The sequence below is a fragment of the Clostridium felsineum DSM 794 genome, assembly GCF_002006355.2.
Classification (GTDB): Bacteria; Bacillota; Clostridia; order Clostridiales; family Clostridiaceae; genus Clostridium_S; species Clostridium_S felsineum.
This window is the reverse complement of sequence record NZ_CP096980.1, coordinates 3,410,166-3,426,993: the sequence shown is the minus strand read 5'-3', so window position 1 is coordinate 3,426,993 and position 16,828 is coordinate 3,410,166. Positions and strand designations below refer to the sequence as shown.

The following is a 16,828-nucleotide window of genomic DNA, read 5'->3' as shown; positions in this document are numbered from 1 at the left end:
GAATCACCAAATACAGACATATATTATAATAGAAGTTTTAAAAATTATAAATATGAGGATGTTGAAAAAAGATATGGAAGTTGGTACGATTTATATGAAGATTTTACAAAAATAAGTTATAAATTGGGGGGAATTGAATATGATGAATGAAAAAATCAAACAGGTATTTGAAAAAGGACATGATGAAAGTGGTTTTTCAGGTGCGGTACTAATAACTGAGGGAGATAAAGAAATATTATCTTATGCATGTGGATATTCTCATATAGGGCACAATGTAGAAAACAATGTGCTGACTAGATTTGATACAGCCTCTATAACTAAGCTTTTTACAGCTGTAAGTATATTTCAATTAGTGGAAAAAAAACTTCTTTCATTAAATGATAAAGTTTTAGATATAATTGACATAGGTGAAACCACAATCTCTAAAGAAGTAACTATATATCAACTTTTAACACATACGTCAGGAATTGGTGATGATGCAGATGAAGAAGCAGGAGAAAAGTATGAAGATATTTGGAAGGAAAAGCCGTGTTATTCAGTAAGAAAACTTAGAGATTTTCTTCCACAATTTATTGAAAAACCAATGAATTTTGAGCCCGGCAAAGGATGTAGATATAATAATTGTGCATATATTTTATTAGGTTTAGTTATAGAAAAAATCACAGGAAGTAGCTATTATAACTATGTTAACAAAAATATATTTGAAAAAGCATGTATGAAAGACACTGGTTTTTTTTCGATGGATGACATAAATGAAAATGTTGCAGAAGGATATACGAAAAAACTAGATGATAAAGGAAATGCTATAGGCTTAAGAAAAAATATATATTCATATCCTCCAAAGGGTGCAGCTGATGGTGGAGCGTACTCAACAGTCTATGATTTAAATAAATTTATGAAGGCAGTTATCAGTAATAAATTATTAAGTACACTTTTTACAAATGAAATTCTGTTACCTAAAGAAATGCATAGGAAGCGTATTGATGGCAGTGTTAAATATATGGGCTTTGGATTTGAGTTTGTTTTAGATGCTAACACAAGTGAAATAATTTATATTACAAAGGATGGAAGTAATGCAGGAGTATCTAATACAATAAAATATTATCCCAAAGAAGATATTACAGAAATAGTGTTATCAAATGTAGAACTCAATATATGGAATTTACTTAGAAAAGCTGAAAAGTTTTTATTTTAAAATTATTTTTTGAGAGCCTTTAGTATAGTGCAAATATCATCTATATCCTCAGTATTCAACTTATCAAAATTATCCAGCTTACATTTTATATTTTCGATTAACTCATTTCTATAGCTTGTATCAGTTTTTTTAGTAAGGAAAAAGGTGGAGATAGTTCCTGTAAGCATACTTAAAAAGCCTATACCAACTAGCATAAGTATACTTGCAAGTATTCGTCCAAATGTAGTAGAAGGAGATATGTCTCCATATCCAACAGTAGTTATAGTAACAAAACTCCACCAAAGAGCATTTCCGAAGGAAAGTCCTTCTGCAAAATGCATTCCTATTGTTCCAGTAATTAATACAAACATTGTAGTGTAAATTGCATATTGAAAATTGTTTGTTTTAATAAAGCTTCTGGAATATTTTTTGAATCTTAACAATAGAGAAAAAGCTCTAAATAATTTCAGAAATTTAAGCAGCTTTGCAAATTTTAATAATTTTGATATTTTGAGTATTCTAAAGCCTTGAAAAATTGAATTAAAAGGAATGATAGAAAGTAAATCTATTATATTCTCTTTAAAAAATTTCTTTTTATCTTTTGAAAGGTAAAGTCTTAAGAAATAGTCTATTGCAAAAATGATTAAAATAATATTATCAATAATATCAAATATGTATTCAACTGTAACGGATAAATTAAATGACAATTCTATAATTAACATAGTAGATGAAGTTAAAGCTAATAAAGCTGAAATTACTTCGTAGATTGTATTTTTATGTTTTGTAATATTCAATAGAATTACCTCCTCTAGTATATAATTATATTATTTTATAAAAATGGAATAATTTCAAGTATAATACGGTATTTTATGGTAAAATTTATACTATACGGTATTGGGACAAAAATGTAAATATAATTTTGTATTATACTGGGGGGGAGAATATGATTGAAGAAATATTTATAATAATTGTAGGAATTTTTGTTGTTATCACTGGAATAGCAGCAGGATTGAAATTTAAGAGAAAAAGATATGCAGAATTATTAATAATAGGATTGGTATTTACATTCATTTATACTTATCTTACTTGTGGATTTATAAATAATGCAGAATTAGTTGAAGCTATATACGGAGTTATTGGTTTTGCTTTTTTAAGTTTATCAATATTCTTAGCTATAGAAAAAGAAATTTTTAATCCCAAATGGTTGTCTGTAACAGTGTGTGTTGTATTTGGCATAGTATATACATTTTTATCACTTATTGGTCAGAATTTTTTTTGAATATAAAAATAAGCTTATAAAAGGGAGTGTCGCAAAATGATTAAAATTAATCATGAGCGATGCTCTTTTTTTGTTTAAGCTATAAAATTGCCTAATATTTTAAATACTATATTAATTATTTGAATTTCCATGAGATTTTGACGCACTAAAATAAACCTAACTATATTATTCCATAATTAGGAAATAGTTTTTAATTCGTGAAGATACTTTTGAGTTCTTTCATTTTGGATTTTTAAATGTAATTTGTTAATGTTATATCCAAAACAAAGCAAAATAAATTCAGTTTTTACACTATTTTTTCCACGTGTTAAAAATCTTTTGAATTCATAGTCGCTTTTTAAAATTCCAAACGCACCTTCAACTTGAATAGATCTGTTCATTCTCAATTTAGTTCCCAATTCAGTTTTGATATTGTTGTATGAAATTTGACGCTTTTTAATAAAAGTCTTTGAAACCTGCATTTTTCGGTTATTCTTTGCTTTTGTGCACTTTGATTTCAAAGTGCAGTTATCGCAATTTTCACATTCATAAACAGTAACCTCAGACGTATACCCACTTGCAGATTTTTTATGAATAATATATGATGGGAATAATTTTCTATTATTATGACAAATATATGTATCTGTTTTAACATCATATTTCATATTTTCACGCTTACTGATGTCGTTTTTAAAACTTCTTTTTTTCCATTTCTCATAAGTTTGAGGTTTTATATATGGTATTTGATTATTAGACTCTAAAAACAAATAGTTTTCTTCACTTTCGTAACCAGAATCTGCAATCACATTAGTATATTTATGACCAATTTTTTCTTGCATATTAGTAATCATTGGTATTAATGTTGCTATATCATTTCTATCATCAAATACTCCAACACCAGTTACATATTCACTATCAACTGCTATTTGTACATTATAGGCAGGTTTTAATTGACCATTTCTCATATGATCATCTTTCATATGCATGAAAGTTGCATCAGTATCAGTTTTAGAATAGCTATTTCTTTTTGAAAATATTTTCTTACTTAAATTATATTTTTCTTGTCTTTCTTTATATTGTGATAGTTGTTCTATCCACTTTTGAATTGCAGTTTTTCTTTTACCGATTCCATGAACAAACTCTATATTTCTTTTTTCTTTTTCAAATAAAAGCCATTGAAGAATTTTGTTTATATCATCAATCAAAGTTTCTCTCTCAATAGTGAATTTCATTAATCTTTCAAGATTAATGGTTTTAACAAGAGCAATAATTTTATCAAACATCTTACCTTCATTTTTATAAATAGCTTTCTTCCAAACAAAAGTATATCGGTTGGCATTTGCCTCAATTTTAGTACCATCGATAAATACATTTTCAAATAATAATTCTTTTTCTTTAGCTAAATAGTTAACTTGTTGATAAAATAAATCTTCAATCACTTCATTTGAAAGATATTTTTTTCGAAATCTACTTATAGTAGCGTGATCAGGTGCTTTAAAGCCTTGAAGTAGCCATTTGAAATTTATATCTCTTTTGCATGCTTTTTCTATCTTTCTACTTGAATAAATATTTTGAGAATAAGCATAAGATATTATTTTGAACATGATTTTGGGTTCAACTGCTGATTTTCTTCCTATGGAAGAATACGCCTTGTACAATTTTTTATAATTTAATCCCTCCAACAAATAGCTTAGCAAACGAACCGAATCATCTTCTGGTATTAAGTTTTCTAAATTTAATGGTAATATAAGTTGCAAATTATCATTAAATTGATTATAATTTTTTGTGTATAATTTAGTTACGTTCATAATTTAATTATACAATCAATGTGAGTTCTTCGGAACTCACATTTTTTATATACAACAAAGGAGCTATTGCAAAACTATTTTTTAGTTTTGCAACAGCCCCTTTTATAGTTATGCAAATTACGAAATGTGCAAATTAATATGGCAAGATTAAACAATATTCGCATTTTTAACCCTTGAAATATATTAAATTATAAGTTATAATTACTTAAAAAACTAAAATTTACAATAATTAATTATAAATGGTATTGGTTCTGCTTTAAAATTAGCATATTTAATTAATAATCCAATTAACGTCTAATTAACGTATTAATAATCAATTTGTAACAATAAACTGCTATAGTTGTAAATAAATACTGTAAACGAATGAATATTGTAAACAAGTAGTAATGAAATTTATATAAGTTTATGTACGCTGTTTTTATTTGAAATAATTATAGCTTAATACTATGAAAAAAATGATATTAGTTTGTTTATTAGAATTATTTAAAAAATATAAAATTTATTAAGGGGAGTAAAAAATGAAAAAAAAGATTGCAATATTATTACTTGCATGTTCTGTGTTCTCTAGTGCTATACAAGGATTATCTAGTAATGTTAGAACTTATGCTGCTTCATCACACCTTGTTATAAGTGAAATTTATGGTGGTGGTGGTAACAGTGGTTCATCCTACAAAAATGATTTTATTGAAATCTATAATCCCACTAGCTCAACAGTAGATTTGTCAGGCTGGTCAGTTCAGTATGCTTCTACTTCAGGTTCATTCAATAATATTACAAATTTATCAGGCAGCATCGATGCTCATAAATATTTTTTAATTAAAGAAGCAAGTGGTGGCAGTGGAACTGTAGATTTGCCTAATGCAGATGCAACAGGAGATATAAACCTAAGTGCAACTAATGGAAAGGTTGCATTAGCGAAAGATACAACATCAGTATCAGGCCCTGAAGATTCAAATGTTGTGGATTTTGTGGGGTATGGTTCTGCGGATGAATCAGAAACTTCTTCAGTAGGTGCACTTTCTAATACCACATGTGCAGAGCGTAAAGATGATAATGGAACAGAAATTCAAGGTCAAGGTAATGGTTGGGACACTGACAATAATTCAGAAGATTTTTATATAACAAGTAATATAAATCCACAAAACTCTTCATCACAAGGCAATGGGGGAAATAATAACAATAATAATAACAACAATAATACTGGCAAGGATAATGATAATATGTTATTAGGTAATCCAAGTGGAGCCACTAGCGATATATCAAATTCTAATAACTATTTGATGGCTAAACCTCAATATGATTTCTCATATAATAATAGTAAACACGAACCTAATTGGACAAGCTGGCATTTAGATTCATCTAATCTTGGAAGTGTCCGTCGTCAAGATGATTTTAGACCAGATACTACATTGCCATTAGGATGGTATGAGGTTACAGCAAGTGAATTTTCAGGTACTGGATTTGATAGAGGACATATGTGCCCTTCAGGGGATCGTACGAATTCAATTTCCGACAATCAGGCAACATTTTTTATGGATAACATGATTCCTCAAGCTCCAAATAATAATGAAATTACTTGGGAAAAGTTAGAAGAATATGAGCGTACACTTGTGTCAGGGGGTAATGAGTTATATATTATGGATGGAGGCTATGGAATGGGAGGAACTGGCTCTCATGGATATATGACTACCGTAGGAAATGGTGTTGTGGTACCAGCAAAGACATGGAAGATAATTGTAGTTTTACCTAATGGAACTAATGATGTTAACAGAATAACAAATTCAACTAGAGTAATATCTGTAGTAATACCAAATGATCAATCATGTTCTAGTAAACCATGGACTAGCTACAGAGTTAGTGTGAATACTATTCAGTCTTTGACAGGTTATAATTTCCTTTCAGCAGTACCAACTAATATAAGAAATGTAATAGAGAGTAAAGTTGACAATGATGCTACAAATTAATATTTAGAATAGTACTTATACAATATTAAGAGATCGGTGAAGTGAAATTCATCGGTCTTTTGTTTTTATTATATAAGAAATGTTGTAATTCATATAAATTAAATCACAAGTGTGTAAACTTATCATATTATAAATATGTAATTAGTATTATCTGGAGGTTTTTAATGGCAGATAATCTTTGTAGACAATTTGCTCAGATACTTAATAGCAATATTATGGACTCAAAAGATGGCTCATGTTCTGTTATACGCTTAAGAGATAATTTAAAGATAAATATTTTAGGGAGGACTAGCACTTCTGGGTTAACTTTGGCAGCTATGTTCTCTTATGAGGATATGGATCAGCAGGGTAATACATTAAATTTGGGGGAAACTGTAATTCTCCCTAGGGAAATATATAGATTTTCTTCTATACTCCAAAGGCAAGGTATAATTGTAACCGCAGTGCATAATCATTGGTTATTTGATAATCCAAGAATTATGTATATTCATTTTGAGTCAGTAGAGCCACCTTTACATTTTGCGATGAAAGTTGCTAAAGCATTTCAAACTTTAACTTAATGTAATATTTTTTTGTATAAATAAACAAGAATTTTTAACATCGTAATATTCAGAAATGAATTTTACGGTGTTTTGCTTTTATTCAATAGTAAAGAGATATCTTTTGCTGAACTAATAGTTAAATTATTAAACGGCATGGCCGTTAGTTCAGCAAAAGATACTCAATAAAATATCAATTACAATAGGGCAATAACAATTATTTAGAATAGTTAAGAAAATTGATTATTTCATTGGAAATTTTATCAAATGTCTTTACGAATTCGTCAATTGGCATTGATTTAATATCATAATGATGTTCCATATATAGCATTGATAATTTATCAATACGTTCTTGTAAATAAGTATGATTATGCATATTGATTCCTCCTTTTAACAAAATATTACCATATTAAAAAGAGACGTACAAATATTTAAAGTATTAAAAATAGGGCTTTTTATTTTGTCTAAAACATAACTATAAATTGTTTGGCTTGATATGAAAGAATTGATTTTAAATATTTCTTTAAATAAAATATGGACAACAAAAATTAATTTGTTATCATTAAGAATTTTATTATATATTATTCAATATGTTGACTCAAAAAACAAATTAGAGGACAATTTGAAATTAATCAAATTATCTTCTAATCAGTGCTCATGAATGCCTGAATTTATTTAGACAAAGTAATGATAAAATAAGCTATAATGTAAGGCAGTTTGAGGACTACTTAAAGCAAAAAGGCATGATACATTCAGTATAGAGTTGTGGGAACTGTTACTTGGAAAAAATTATTGAATGAAAATTGTTAGGATAAGGGGAAGCTATGGTGTTTTTTAGGTACAATGAAATTTTGAAGGAATGAGAGATGAAAGAACTAGTTATAATAGTTATAAATCAAATAGTAATGTTATGGCCAGGTGCTGTTATAGAAACTATTTTAGAGGTTTCAATAAGGCAATTAAATCAAAGTATGGGCATTGAACAATATAATAAGGATGTGGTTTGGCTACAATAGGCTATGGTTGCCGTTGAGCAGATAGGAAAAGAATTTAACTGGGATGGAATTCTAAAGAATAACAAAGTGTTGGAATTAATAGAAGAAACAGGACTTACAGACTAAGAAATTTATAATATGATAAAAGCCACAGTTTTATAAATTAATAATGCAAAAATAATAACTTCAACACAGTGTTAATTACTGTAAAATAATATAAAAGAGCCACCATAAATTAAATAATATGGTGGTATCTTTACTAAAGTGTATCTATTTTGAGTGATGTTTTTGTTTGAAATTATCAAAATATTTTGTTGCATTATCTAAACTAATATTTGAATTTGTTCGTATGTTTTTGGTAGATAGAGGATTTTTACTATTGATGTTAATTGATGATGAAGAATATTTTTTTGAATTCATAAATGAATTAGCTGCGGGTTGTTGGATAGTGTCATTTGTTACAAACTCAAGAAGAGTTGATTCTAATGATTCAGTACCATCTGTGAATTTTATACCAGGATTAATTTCAAGCATGTAATCAGTATTTGATGAATATACACGAGTTGAAGAATCTACTATTATAGTTTGACCATCTGGCGCTAATGTAATTAATGTCATTATTGGTGTACTAGTATTAGTTTCACAAACTCCAACATAGTCATAGAGATTAACATTTGGATCTACTTTTTTAGGCATTTTAAATGTAAGTTCAACGTTTTTAGGTACTGTACCATTTAAGGCATAAGCTGATAATTTAGATACTCTTATATTTATTGAAGGAATGAAGCTTTTAATAGGAGCATCAAAGGCATTATTAACAAGTGCACTTTTTATTGTGTGATATCCTTGTGTAATATTAATAAACCTTAATAGATTATAAGATCGATTAGTGTCAAAGGTAGAATATACTGTCTCTGGAGAATCGTAAGAATTATCAACAGTGTTATATGGATTACCAGCACCATAACCAACAGTTAAAGTTTCTATATATACAGTAGCACTTGAATCTTTTGCCCAATAAAAAACGTCATTTGGTGTGCCATCTGTATGCACAGAATTCATTTTATATGGCGAGTCCGTTTTAGGATTAAAATGCACATCATCATTATACCCTATAATATTATATGATGAGACATATGGCGTATTTGAATTATTTTTGATAGTATTCAAAGAATTGTTAGCAGGATGATTTTGTATAACTGCTGGTGTAGCAGCAAAAGCACTAGAAGAAATTAAGACAGTAGAAACAATTCCTAAAGATAAAGCTTTTAATTTTAAGTTTTTCATTTTTGAATCCCCCTTAAATTTGATTAAATGTATTTTTAATACAAATAAAGTGTACAACTTATTAAAATAAATGTTAAATCATGTATTTAACTGGATTTTATTGTAATTTTCCAAATAAAACAATCTACGACGATTAAATGTAAAATACTTGAATTACGAATACGATTTAATAGTTGAAAAATTACTGTATTTGTTATTAATTATAAATAAATGTAATTTTACATAAAAATGTATTAGATGTATAATATAAGTGTTTATAAAAACCTTCCTTTATTTTTGAATTTTTTATATAAAAGGTAACCTGATTGTTTTGGGTTACCTTTCTAAATATATAAGAAATGAATTTTAATATAGCGTATAATATATTCGTATTAGGTTTATAATATGTATGCAACTGACTTGCTCATTATTAAGTTATAGTTTTCAGCACGTGTCAAATCCCTCGATTATAAATATAAGTAGATTACTGAAAAGCACCTATTATGGGTGCTTTTGTTTTAAAATAGAAAAATATTTATAAAAATAAAAGCCCCTATTCATGAGGAGCTTTTATTTGAACTGACTATATTTGGAGATCTGATTCTTACTACTTAATTAATATGTGTTAAAAAATAAATAGTATGCACACTAAGGAATTTGTTATTTTTGTAAAGTGTGTTAATTAGTAAAAATTAGAAATGAAAATTCAGGATGAAAAATATCTTCAATTATAATATATGAATTTGATAGTATTTTGTTAAAGAAATATTTTTGTAATATGTACACATATTAAACAACAATAAAACTAATTTCAGGAGATATTGAAATGAAAATATTAGGTGTAGTCTTTATTATAATAAGTATTGTAGCAGCGATTATAGCATCAAAATTGCAAGGAAGAACTATGATGATTTTTATAATTATATCTGTAGTTTTTGGATTGTCGGGAGTAGGAGTTATATTTAAGAATGAAAAGGGGAAATAAAAACATTTGATAAGTGAATTAGACAATATGTTTAATTCACTTATCATAATGTTAAGCCCAATTTAATATATTATATTAGGTGGGTGATGAAATGAAAATTAAACATATAAATTTGGATGTATGCAAAGCAAAGGCAGGAATACGTACAGATACAGAACTGTCAAAGCGTACTGGAATAAGTAGGACTACGTTAATAAATTATCGGGATAAGAGAAAGTTTTGCAGTATAACACTTAAGAATCTTATGTTTTTATGCAGTATTTTAAACTGTAAGATTGAGGATCTGGTTGAATTTGAATATTAAAGTATAACGAAAAAAGGCTTAGATTAATTTCTAAGTCCTTTTTACTATACATATTTAATTAAGAAGAGTATTTATTTTTTTTCTACCTATTTTATTATTTCCAAGTTAAGTTAATTTATACATAAAGTCCCTACCCTACCGAATATTTCTTTGGAAATATTAAGAAATTAGCTTGTCTCAACGAGAGGGGAGGGGACTCTATTAAGTTATCTATTAAAATTATTGACACTAAAAATAATTTTATACAATAAAAACATAAACCTAAAGAATTAATATTTTATTCTAATTCCTCGAAGCAAGATATAATTAGTTTATCAAGTTTTTTTATATCTAAATGTGAATTTATATAAATTCTTGATTCACCTATACCTTTAGGTGCTTGTTCTATTTTAAAATCTTCTGCAAGTTCCTGAGCTTTTTCGATAGGTAATTTAGTTAGTATGTTTTTATTTGCCATATCTAATTGAATTCGTATAAACCATTTGGTTGAATTTTTGTTAAAAATAGAGAAATAACTTGTGGTGTCTTTATAATTAATATTATCTAAATTTTTATTTGCATTCTTAAGAATAGATTTTACAATATCAAATGTTTCTAATTCTTCCTTAGTGGTTATAATTTCTTTTTTTTGACGTTCACGAGATAATGTGTTATTTTTAGATTCATCACTAGAATTTTGGACATCAATAATTTTAGAATCATCATTTATTGCAGCAGCTTCTTGTTGAAGTAGGCCTTTACTAACAATATCTAATACAGCATTTGAAATTGCTTTTTTTACTATTGGTCTGAATCTTTCCAATACATTATTGGTTACACGTATATTACTAAAATCTTTTATCAAAAATCTTACAAATTCATCACTTGGATTTTTGAATAGGTCTTTTAGAGTATCATTTAATGCAGAAGTGTATACAAGCTCTTCTGCATATTTAACTAAATAATCTGTATCAAAAGATTCTTTTTTAAACTTTGATACATTCTCAATGTCAGAATCACTCATATTGGTTATATCAAAAACTAAAAATGGTTCGTCATCCATAATATTATCAGCAGTTAAATCTGTGAAAAATTTATAATGTATTCCATTGGTTAATATACCAATTTTAACTTCTGGGACTGCATTAAAGTATCTTGAAAGTTGAGCGTCGTGATTAGACAAATCTTCATCAATTGACTTGGCTTCTAAAAATGCGATGGGAACATTATCTTTAAAAAGAGCATAGTCGACTTTTTCTCCTTTTTTCTTTCCGAAATCAGCTACATATTCAGGACGTATTTCTAATGGGTTGAATACGTCGAATCCAAGTACTTGTAAGAGTGGAATAATAAGAGCTTGTTTTGTCATTTCCTCATTAGTTATATGTACTTTTCTTTCATTAATTTGTATTGATAATTTTTGTAAATCCTCTTTAAACGCCATAATATAACCTCCTAAAAATTATGTAATAAAGTTAATTTCTACATAAAGTTCAATATTCCTCTAAATAAAATAAGGGTAGCAAAATTTATTTGCTACCCACTAGAGCTGTTTAAATATCTATAGATATTTAAGAGCTTTAATATATAGTATTTAATTTGATGACAATGTGATGACAAATTAATAAAAATAAAAGAGAGCATTAAATTAATAATACTCTCTAAAGCCTTGAAAATTCTTAGTGCCGGAGGCGGGAGTCGAACCCGCATGGTATCACTACCGACGGATTTTGAGTCCGTTGCGTCTGCCAATTCCACCACTTCGGCGCATCAACATGTAATAATATATCATATATTAGAATACTAGTCAAGTTTTTTTGTTAAGATTTAGGTATAAGTTATATTTCATTTATAATAATAAGTATTTAAGTAGTATTTTAATTTAGGAAACTAACAGCAATTAATAGGACACTGGGTTTGAGCCAGTGTCCTTCATATTTTACAATCCAGATTCTTTAAATTTATGTTCCATAGTTTTTGTTAGCTTATGGAAAGGTTTCTTTAAAACCGTCATACAGAAGAAAAATACAACAAAACAGCCTAAAGCTAAAATATTTTTATAAACAGTACTCCATATTGGACCAGAAATAGCTTCTCTAAAACCGTTTATTCCGTAAGTAAAAGGCCAAAGAGGTTCAAGCATTCCAAAAATTTTAGGATTTGTTTGTATTGGATATATACCTCCAGCTCCTGCAATTTGAAATACCATTATTACAACTGCGATAGCTTTACCTACATTACCAAAGATAGCAACTAAGGTAAATATAATAAATGTGAAGGTAACTGAGCATATCCATCCAAAGATTAGAAGCATAAGCATATTTTGTGGATTTACACCAAGTAAATATACATCTCCAAGGACTATAATCGTACTTTGAATAAGTGATAATATTAAAAATAGAAGCATCTTACCAAAATGTTTTTGCCAAATATTTAGGCGATCCTTTTGGGTTGAGTTTTTAAATTCTGTTGTAAGTAATGAGGACAACAGTAGAACTCCAACCCAAATTGCAAGTACAGAATAAAAAGGTGTTAAACCAACACCAAATACTCCCTGACCGTATACATCAACTTCTTTTGTTATAAGCGGTGAGGAGATAAAGCTTGCAAGTTCATCTGTGTTCATGGACAAAAGCTTAGTTAGACTATTTATATCATCATCACTTAAAGAATTCATTTTGTTGTTTATATTGTTTAAGTCTAAAGATAGGGATGAAAGTTTATTGTTTAACTCATTTGCTTGATTTACAGAAAGCTGACTACTTGCTATACCATAGTTTGCTAAGGCATTAAGTTCTGGAACTACAACTTTCGTACTCTCTAAAACACCGCTTATGTCAGTCAAGTTATTATTTAAATTATCACCTATGTTATTTAAAACAGGCAATACTGTAGAGTAAAGGCTGTTTGATGAATTTAACATGCTAAGTGAAAGCTGATTTGTCAAATTAGACAATGCATCAATCTCACCATTTATTGTATCCTTTGGTGCACCTGAATCAACAGAAGTTTTTAGCTGGTTTAAAGAAGTAGAAGCATTATTAACAGAAGAATCTAATCCCTGAAAACTATTTATTAGTGAATTTATATTGGGATTTGGATTAGTCTTTATAATAGATTGAAGGTAATCTAAATCCGATTTTAAAATGGAGTTCATGGAACTATTTATATTAATCAATTGATTTACTATATTATCTAAATCTGAAGTTGAACCATCCGAATTTTTTAACTGACTAAGCAGAGCTTGAAACTGACCATTTTTAGCTTGAACATCTACCATATCATTATTTAAGTTATTAGAGGAAGTAGTTAAAGTCTGCTTTGTCTGTGATATTAAATCCTTACTGCTCTCAGCAGCATTTTGAAGCTTAGTTATTTGATCTGTTATTTTAGGCAAATTTGTTTGAAGCCTAGATAAATAGGCACTTATATTTTCTGCACTTTTGTTTGCATTTTGTATCTGATTTTGAGTATCACCAAGATTTTTAGTGGCCTCATTTAGAGTCTCTTTAAGTGCTACAATATTTGACTTATTAAGAGTGTTACTATTAGATTTTATTAACTTTAGTGCTTCTTTTGTAACGGTATTTACAAAATTAACCTTTAATTCCTCTGCTAAATGATCCTTAGCAGTGTTAGTTATTTTTGAAGCTATGGCATTGAGCTTCTCATTTCCCCTGTAAACAATAGCAGGTTTTTCTGGGGTTGGAGTTGTTAGGCTTACAAGACCACTTGAAAAATTGCTTGGTATGTCTAAAAGGGCATAATACTTTCCTTCATTTAAACCATAATTTCCCTGCCATTCATCTACAAATGTCCAATCTATGGATTTATTCTTTTTTAATTCAGCTACAATTTCATTACCTGCATTTATTTTTTTATTGTTAAAAATTGCGCCTTGATCTTCATTTACAACGGCAACAGGGATATTTCCCGTATTGGCATAAGGATCCCAACATGCTTTTATGTTTATCCACGCATACAAAGAAGGTAAAAAACATAAGCCTAAAACCATTATAATAGCAGAAGGGCTTTTTCTAATGCTCTTTAAGTCTCTTAAAAATACTCTGAAAATTTTTTTCATGTAATCCCCTCCTAAAGTTATTCACCTATACCTGATTTTTTAAAGCCTGATTCAAACTTTGAAACTATCCTATTAAGAGGACGTTTAAAGAAGAAACCAAATAAAAGAAAGAAAATTGATATTAAGATTAAAGCTATAAAATCAAGCATTACACGGCTAATTAAAGGACCGGCAATGGCCTCTCTAAAGCCACCAACGCTGTAGGTAAATGGAAATAGAGGTTGCATGATTCTAAAGATTAAAGGATCTACCTGTATAGGATAAGTAGAACCGCTACCTGCGATTTGAACTATTAAAAATACAATACTTACTGCCTTGCCTATGTTTCCAAGGACTGAAACTAAGGTGAATACTATAATGCAGAAAGTAAGTCCTGATACTAATGAAAAAGCAATTAGTAAAGCGGCATTTACAGTATAAACATTTAAAAGTACTAGGTCACCGACAGATACTATAAAGGCTTGTATTAAGCTTAGAGTCATAAAGGTTAACATCTTTCCAAAGTGTTTTTCTCTTAAGGTCAATTCTTCGTAGCCCTCAAAGTGTGGTACTTTTGTTTTTAACAGGGATACCAAAAGTAAACATCCAACCCAAATTGCAAGTACAGTATAAACAGGAGCCATACCGGAACCATAATTTGGTATGCTGTATATGGATTCATCTTTTATACTAAAGGGTGTTGATATAAAATTACCCATAAAATTTGGATTACTCTGCAGAATACTTATAATTTGTACGAGGTCATCGTTGTTAGTTTCTTGCAATTTATCGCTTAAAAGTGAAATTATATCCTTAAACTGTACTAGTCTATTTTTTAAATCTAAAGAAACCTTAGAGGATAGATTACTGCCATCTATTGAGGTTTTTAAAAGATTATTTATTTGATTGTTCAAATCATGTGCAGTACCAAGCATAGAGGAAGCATCATCTGTACTAGAAATTAAATTATTTGCTATAGAATTTAAAGGACCACGTACACTAGTTGAGTATTGTTTGTTAGAATTTATCATCTGAGTATTTATATTATTAGCTAAATTAGTTATAGAAGAAACCAAGCTACTGTCTAAGTCGTTACTATTAAGAAGTTTTTTCTGAAGACTGTCTAAATTTGATTTTTCAGTTGCAATTGAAGTTTGAGTGTCTTTTAATTGAACTAACATATCGGACAGAGATTTGTTGCTAGCTGTTTCATTCATTTTTTGAAGAAAATCTATAATTGAACTTATGGAGTTATTTAGATTTTCCAGCTCAGAATTAGCTTTCGATATATTAGAATAAATTTCAGATGAATTATAACTTGTAAATTTTGTGTTCAGTGAATCAGCTAAGGTTTTTACTCTGTAAGTTGAAGCTTCAGCACCATTTAAATTAAGAGCTACATTGTCAAGAGAACTATTTAAAGTGCTTTGAGTCTGCTTAAGCATATTTTTGTTTTGAGTGTTAGTATTTGAAATAATACCGAGGCTGTTTTGAACGCTTGGTATTGTAGATTTTATTTGGGTTAAAAAAGAGCTCAAGTTAGAGGAATTATTATTTATACTGCTAAGTGCAGATAATATAAAATCCATATTTGTATTTACATTTACTATATTGTTTTTTAATTTTAGAATATTGCTCTTGTTTTTCTCTGCCTCTCCACCAACCTTGTTAAGAGAAGAGAATATAGTTTTGTTGACAGTAGCTATAAATTCTGTAGTTATTTCATTGCTTAGAGTATCCTTGGCAACTCCAGTTATTTTTCCTGCTACAGGATTCTCTTTTGTATTTACCTTATATATAATTTCAGGCTTTTTTGGAGAGCTATCAAGAATACTTGTAAATCTTGAAGAAAAATTACTTGGAATCTCAATCATGGCAGTATAGCTTCCATCTACAATTCCCATATTTGCATCAGCTGAATTTACAAAAACCCAACCTATTTTATGATTCTTTTTCAAGCTTTCTACAATTTGATTTCCCATATTTAAATTTTTGCCTCTAAAGGGAGTGCCTTTATCATTATTGACTACTGCAACTGGTATAGTGCTAGTATGTTCATAAGGATTCCAACAAGCCTTTATATTTATCCAAGCGTATAGTGAAGGAAGAATACATATACCAGTTATTATTAGTAAGGCAATGGGATTTTTTATAATACTTTTAAGATCACGTTTGTATATTTTTAAAATGTTGAAAATATGTCTCATGCGTAAACTCCTTATTGTTTTGAATAGAATATATTAATGTTAGTATTTTACTCCTTATATAATGTAAAAATGCTTATACATTGTAATTCGTAAAAAATTTTAAAAAGTAAAGTTTTTTTAATATGCAATGTAAGTATTTTCCTTATTGTATGCGGGGTAAGACATAATTTATTTTACCACATTAAATTGAAAAAAGTATAATAATAAAGTAATACTGTGAAAAATAATGAGAATCATATGAAAAATAGTGACGGGTTAAGATTGAATAATTTGAAAAATAATGTTA

The 16,828-nt window shown here is 28.4% G+C and carries 14 protein-coding genes and 1 tRNA gene; 7 read left to right on the top strand and 8 right to left on the bottom strand.

The features are described from left to right. The first annotated feature begins 139 nt into the window (after positions 1-139). Positions 140-1,195: a serine hydrolase domain-containing protein gene (locus CLFE_RS16345; RefSeq protein ID WP_077895229.1), complete on the top strand. Its 1,056-nt coding sequence runs from the start codon at positions 140-142 to the stop codon at positions 1,193-1,195. A 2-nt stretch (positions 1,196-1,197) separates the two neighbouring features. On the opposite strand, the gene CLFE_RS16340 is transcribed toward CLFE_RS16345, so the two are convergent. Then, positions 1,198-1,968 (bottom strand): potassium channel family protein, encoded by a 771-nt coding sequence (locus CLFE_RS16340; RefSeq protein WP_077895230.1) that lies wholly within the window; start codon positions 1,966-1,968, stop codon positions 1,198-1,200. 149 nt (positions 1,969-2,117) lie between these two features. Between CLFE_RS16340 and CLFE_RS16335 the strand changes: the two genes are divergently transcribed. Continuing rightward, the gene (locus CLFE_RS16335) at positions 2,118-2,453 is read left to right on the top strand and encodes a hypothetical protein (protein WP_077850848.1); all 336 of its coding nucleotides are present in this window, start codon (positions 2,118-2,120) and stop codon (positions 2,451-2,453) included. 176 nt (positions 2,454-2,629) lie between these two features. Here the strand turns inward: CLFE_RS16335 and CLFE_RS16330 are convergent, their stop codons facing one another. After that, a complete protein-coding gene (locus CLFE_RS16330; protein WP_250944646.1) occupies positions 2,630-4,240 on the bottom strand; it encodes an IS1182 family transposase in 1,611 nt (536 codons plus the stop codon). Positions 4,241-4,758: 518 nt separating this feature from the next. Here CLFE_RS16330 and CLFE_RS16325 point away from each other — a divergent pair. Both CLFE_RS16325 and CLFE_RS16320 read left to right on the top strand, forming a co-directional pair. Beyond that, positions 4,759-6,204: a DNA/RNA non-specific endonuclease gene (locus CLFE_RS16325; RefSeq protein WP_077894451.1), complete on the top strand. Its 1,446-nt coding sequence runs from the start codon at positions 4,759-4,761 to the stop codon at positions 6,202-6,204. 164 nt (positions 6,205-6,368) lie between these two features. After that, entirely contained in the window at positions 6,369-6,764 is a 396-nt protein-coding gene (locus tag CLFE_RS16320) for a DUF1259 domain-containing protein (protein ID WP_077894450.1), read from the top strand. Positions 6,765-6,960: 196 nt separating this feature from the next. On the opposite strand, the gene CLFE_RS16315 is transcribed toward CLFE_RS16320, so the two are convergent. Next, entirely contained in the window at positions 6,961-7,119 is a 159-nt protein-coding gene (locus CLFE_RS16315; protein ID WP_139355976.1) for a hypothetical protein, read from the bottom strand. Between the two features lie 490 nt (positions 7,120-7,609). Between CLFE_RS16315 and CLFE_RS16310 the strand changes: the two genes are divergently transcribed. Beyond that, the gene (locus CLFE_RS16310; RefSeq protein WP_169850986.1) at positions 7,610-7,759 is read left to right on the top strand and encodes a hypothetical protein; all 150 of its coding nucleotides are present in this window, start codon (positions 7,610-7,612) and stop codon (positions 7,757-7,759) included. 249 nt (positions 7,760-8,008) lie between these two features. Here the strand turns inward: CLFE_RS16310 and CLFE_RS16305 are convergent, their stop codons facing one another. Continuing rightward, positions 8,009-9,025: a hypothetical protein gene (locus CLFE_RS16305; protein WP_077894449.1), complete on the bottom strand. Its 1,017-nt coding sequence runs from the start codon at positions 9,023-9,025 to the stop codon at positions 8,009-8,011. 805 nt (positions 9,026-9,830) lie between these two features. Between CLFE_RS16305 and CLFE_RS16300 the strand changes: the two genes are divergently transcribed. Together CLFE_RS16300 and CLFE_RS16295 are read left to right on the top strand one after the other, a co-directional pair. Then, positions 9,831-9,989 carry a hypothetical protein gene (locus CLFE_RS16300; protein WP_169850985.1) on the top strand — a complete coding sequence of 53 codons (159 nt, stop codon included), beginning with the start codon at positions 9,831-9,833 and terminating at the stop codon, positions 9,987-9,989. 91 nt (positions 9,990-10,080) lie between these two features. Then, a complete protein-coding gene (locus CLFE_RS16295; RefSeq protein WP_077894448.1) occupies positions 10,081-10,293 on the top strand; it encodes a helix-turn-helix domain-containing protein in 213 nt (70 codons plus the stop codon). 277 nt (positions 10,294-10,570) lie between these two features. On the opposite strand, the gene CLFE_RS16290 is transcribed toward CLFE_RS16295, so the two are convergent. The 4 genes from CLFE_RS16290 to CLFE_RS16275 form a co-directional block, all read right to left on the bottom strand. Further along, positions 10,571-11,716 (bottom strand): type I restriction endonuclease, encoded by a 1,146-nt coding sequence (locus CLFE_RS16290; protein ID WP_077894447.1) that lies wholly within the window; start codon positions 11,714-11,716, stop codon positions 10,571-10,573. Positions 11,717-11,955: 239 nt separating this feature from the next. Beyond that, positions 11,956-12,039, bottom strand: a tRNA-Leu gene (locus tag CLFE_RS16285). A gap of 172 nt (positions 12,040-12,211) precedes the next feature. After that, on the bottom strand, positions 12,212-14,356 hold the full coding sequence (locus tag CLFE_RS16280; protein ID WP_077894446.1) for a YhgE/Pip domain-containing protein: 2,145 nt from the start codon (positions 14,354-14,356) through the stop codon (positions 12,212-12,214). A 17-nt stretch (positions 14,357-14,373) separates the two neighbouring features. Further along, the gene (locus CLFE_RS16275; protein WP_077894445.1) at positions 14,374-16,542 is read right to left on the bottom strand and encodes a YhgE/Pip domain-containing protein; all 2,169 of its coding nucleotides are present in this window, start codon (positions 16,540-16,542) and stop codon (positions 14,374-14,376) included. Between the last annotated feature and the right edge of the window lie 286 nt (positions 16,543-16,828).

What these genes read in the sequence shown, in the direction of transcription:
- CLFE_RS16315 (WP_139355976.1), bottom strand. Translation starts at nt 7,119, where the DNA reads ATGCATAATCATACTTATTTACAAGAACGTATTGATAAATTATCAATG.
- CLFE_RS16335 (WP_077850848.1), top strand. Translation starts at nt 2,118, where the DNA reads ATGATTGAAGAAATATTTATAATAATTGTAGGAATTTTTGTTGTTATC.
- CLFE_RS16325 (WP_077894451.1), top strand. Translation starts at nt 4,759, where the DNA reads ATGAAAAAAAAGATTGCAATATTATTACTTGCATGTTCTGTGTTCTCT.
- CLFE_RS16330 (WP_250944646.1), bottom strand. Translation starts at nt 4,240, where the DNA reads ATGAACGTAACTAAATTATACACAAAAAATTATAATCAATTTAATGAT.
- CLFE_RS16280 (WP_077894446.1), bottom strand. Translation starts at nt 14,356, where the DNA reads ATGAAAAAAATTTTCAGAGTATTTTTAAGAGACTTAAAGAGCATTAGA.
- CLFE_RS16310 (WP_169850986.1), top strand. Translation starts at nt 7,610, where the DNA reads ATGAAAGAACTAGTTATAATAGTTATAAATCAAATAGTAATGTTATGG.
- CLFE_RS16305 (WP_077894449.1), bottom strand. Translation starts at nt 9,025, where the DNA reads ATGAAAAACTTAAAATTAAAAGCTTTATCTTTAGGAATTGTTTCTACT.
- CLFE_RS16300 (WP_169850985.1), top strand. Translation starts at nt 9,831, where the DNA reads ATGAAAATATTAGGTGTAGTCTTTATTATAATAAGTATTGTAGCAGCG.
- CLFE_RS16275 (WP_077894445.1), bottom strand. Translation starts at nt 16,542, where the DNA reads ATGAGACATATTTTCAACATTTTAAAAATATACAAACGTGATCTTAAA.
- CLFE_RS16290 (WP_077894447.1), bottom strand. Translation starts at nt 11,716, where the DNA reads ATGGCGTTTAAAGAGGATTTACAAAAATTATCAATACAAATTAATGAA.
- CLFE_RS16295 (WP_077894448.1), top strand. Translation starts at nt 10,081, where the DNA reads ATGAAAATTAAACATATAAATTTGGATGTATGCAAAGCAAAGGCAGGA.
- CLFE_RS16345 (WP_077895229.1), top strand. Translation starts at nt 140, where the DNA reads ATGATGAATGAAAAAATCAAACAGGTATTTGAAAAAGGACATGATGAA.
- CLFE_RS16320 (WP_077894450.1), top strand. Translation starts at nt 6,369, where the DNA reads ATGGCAGATAATCTTTGTAGACAATTTGCTCAGATACTTAATAGCAAT.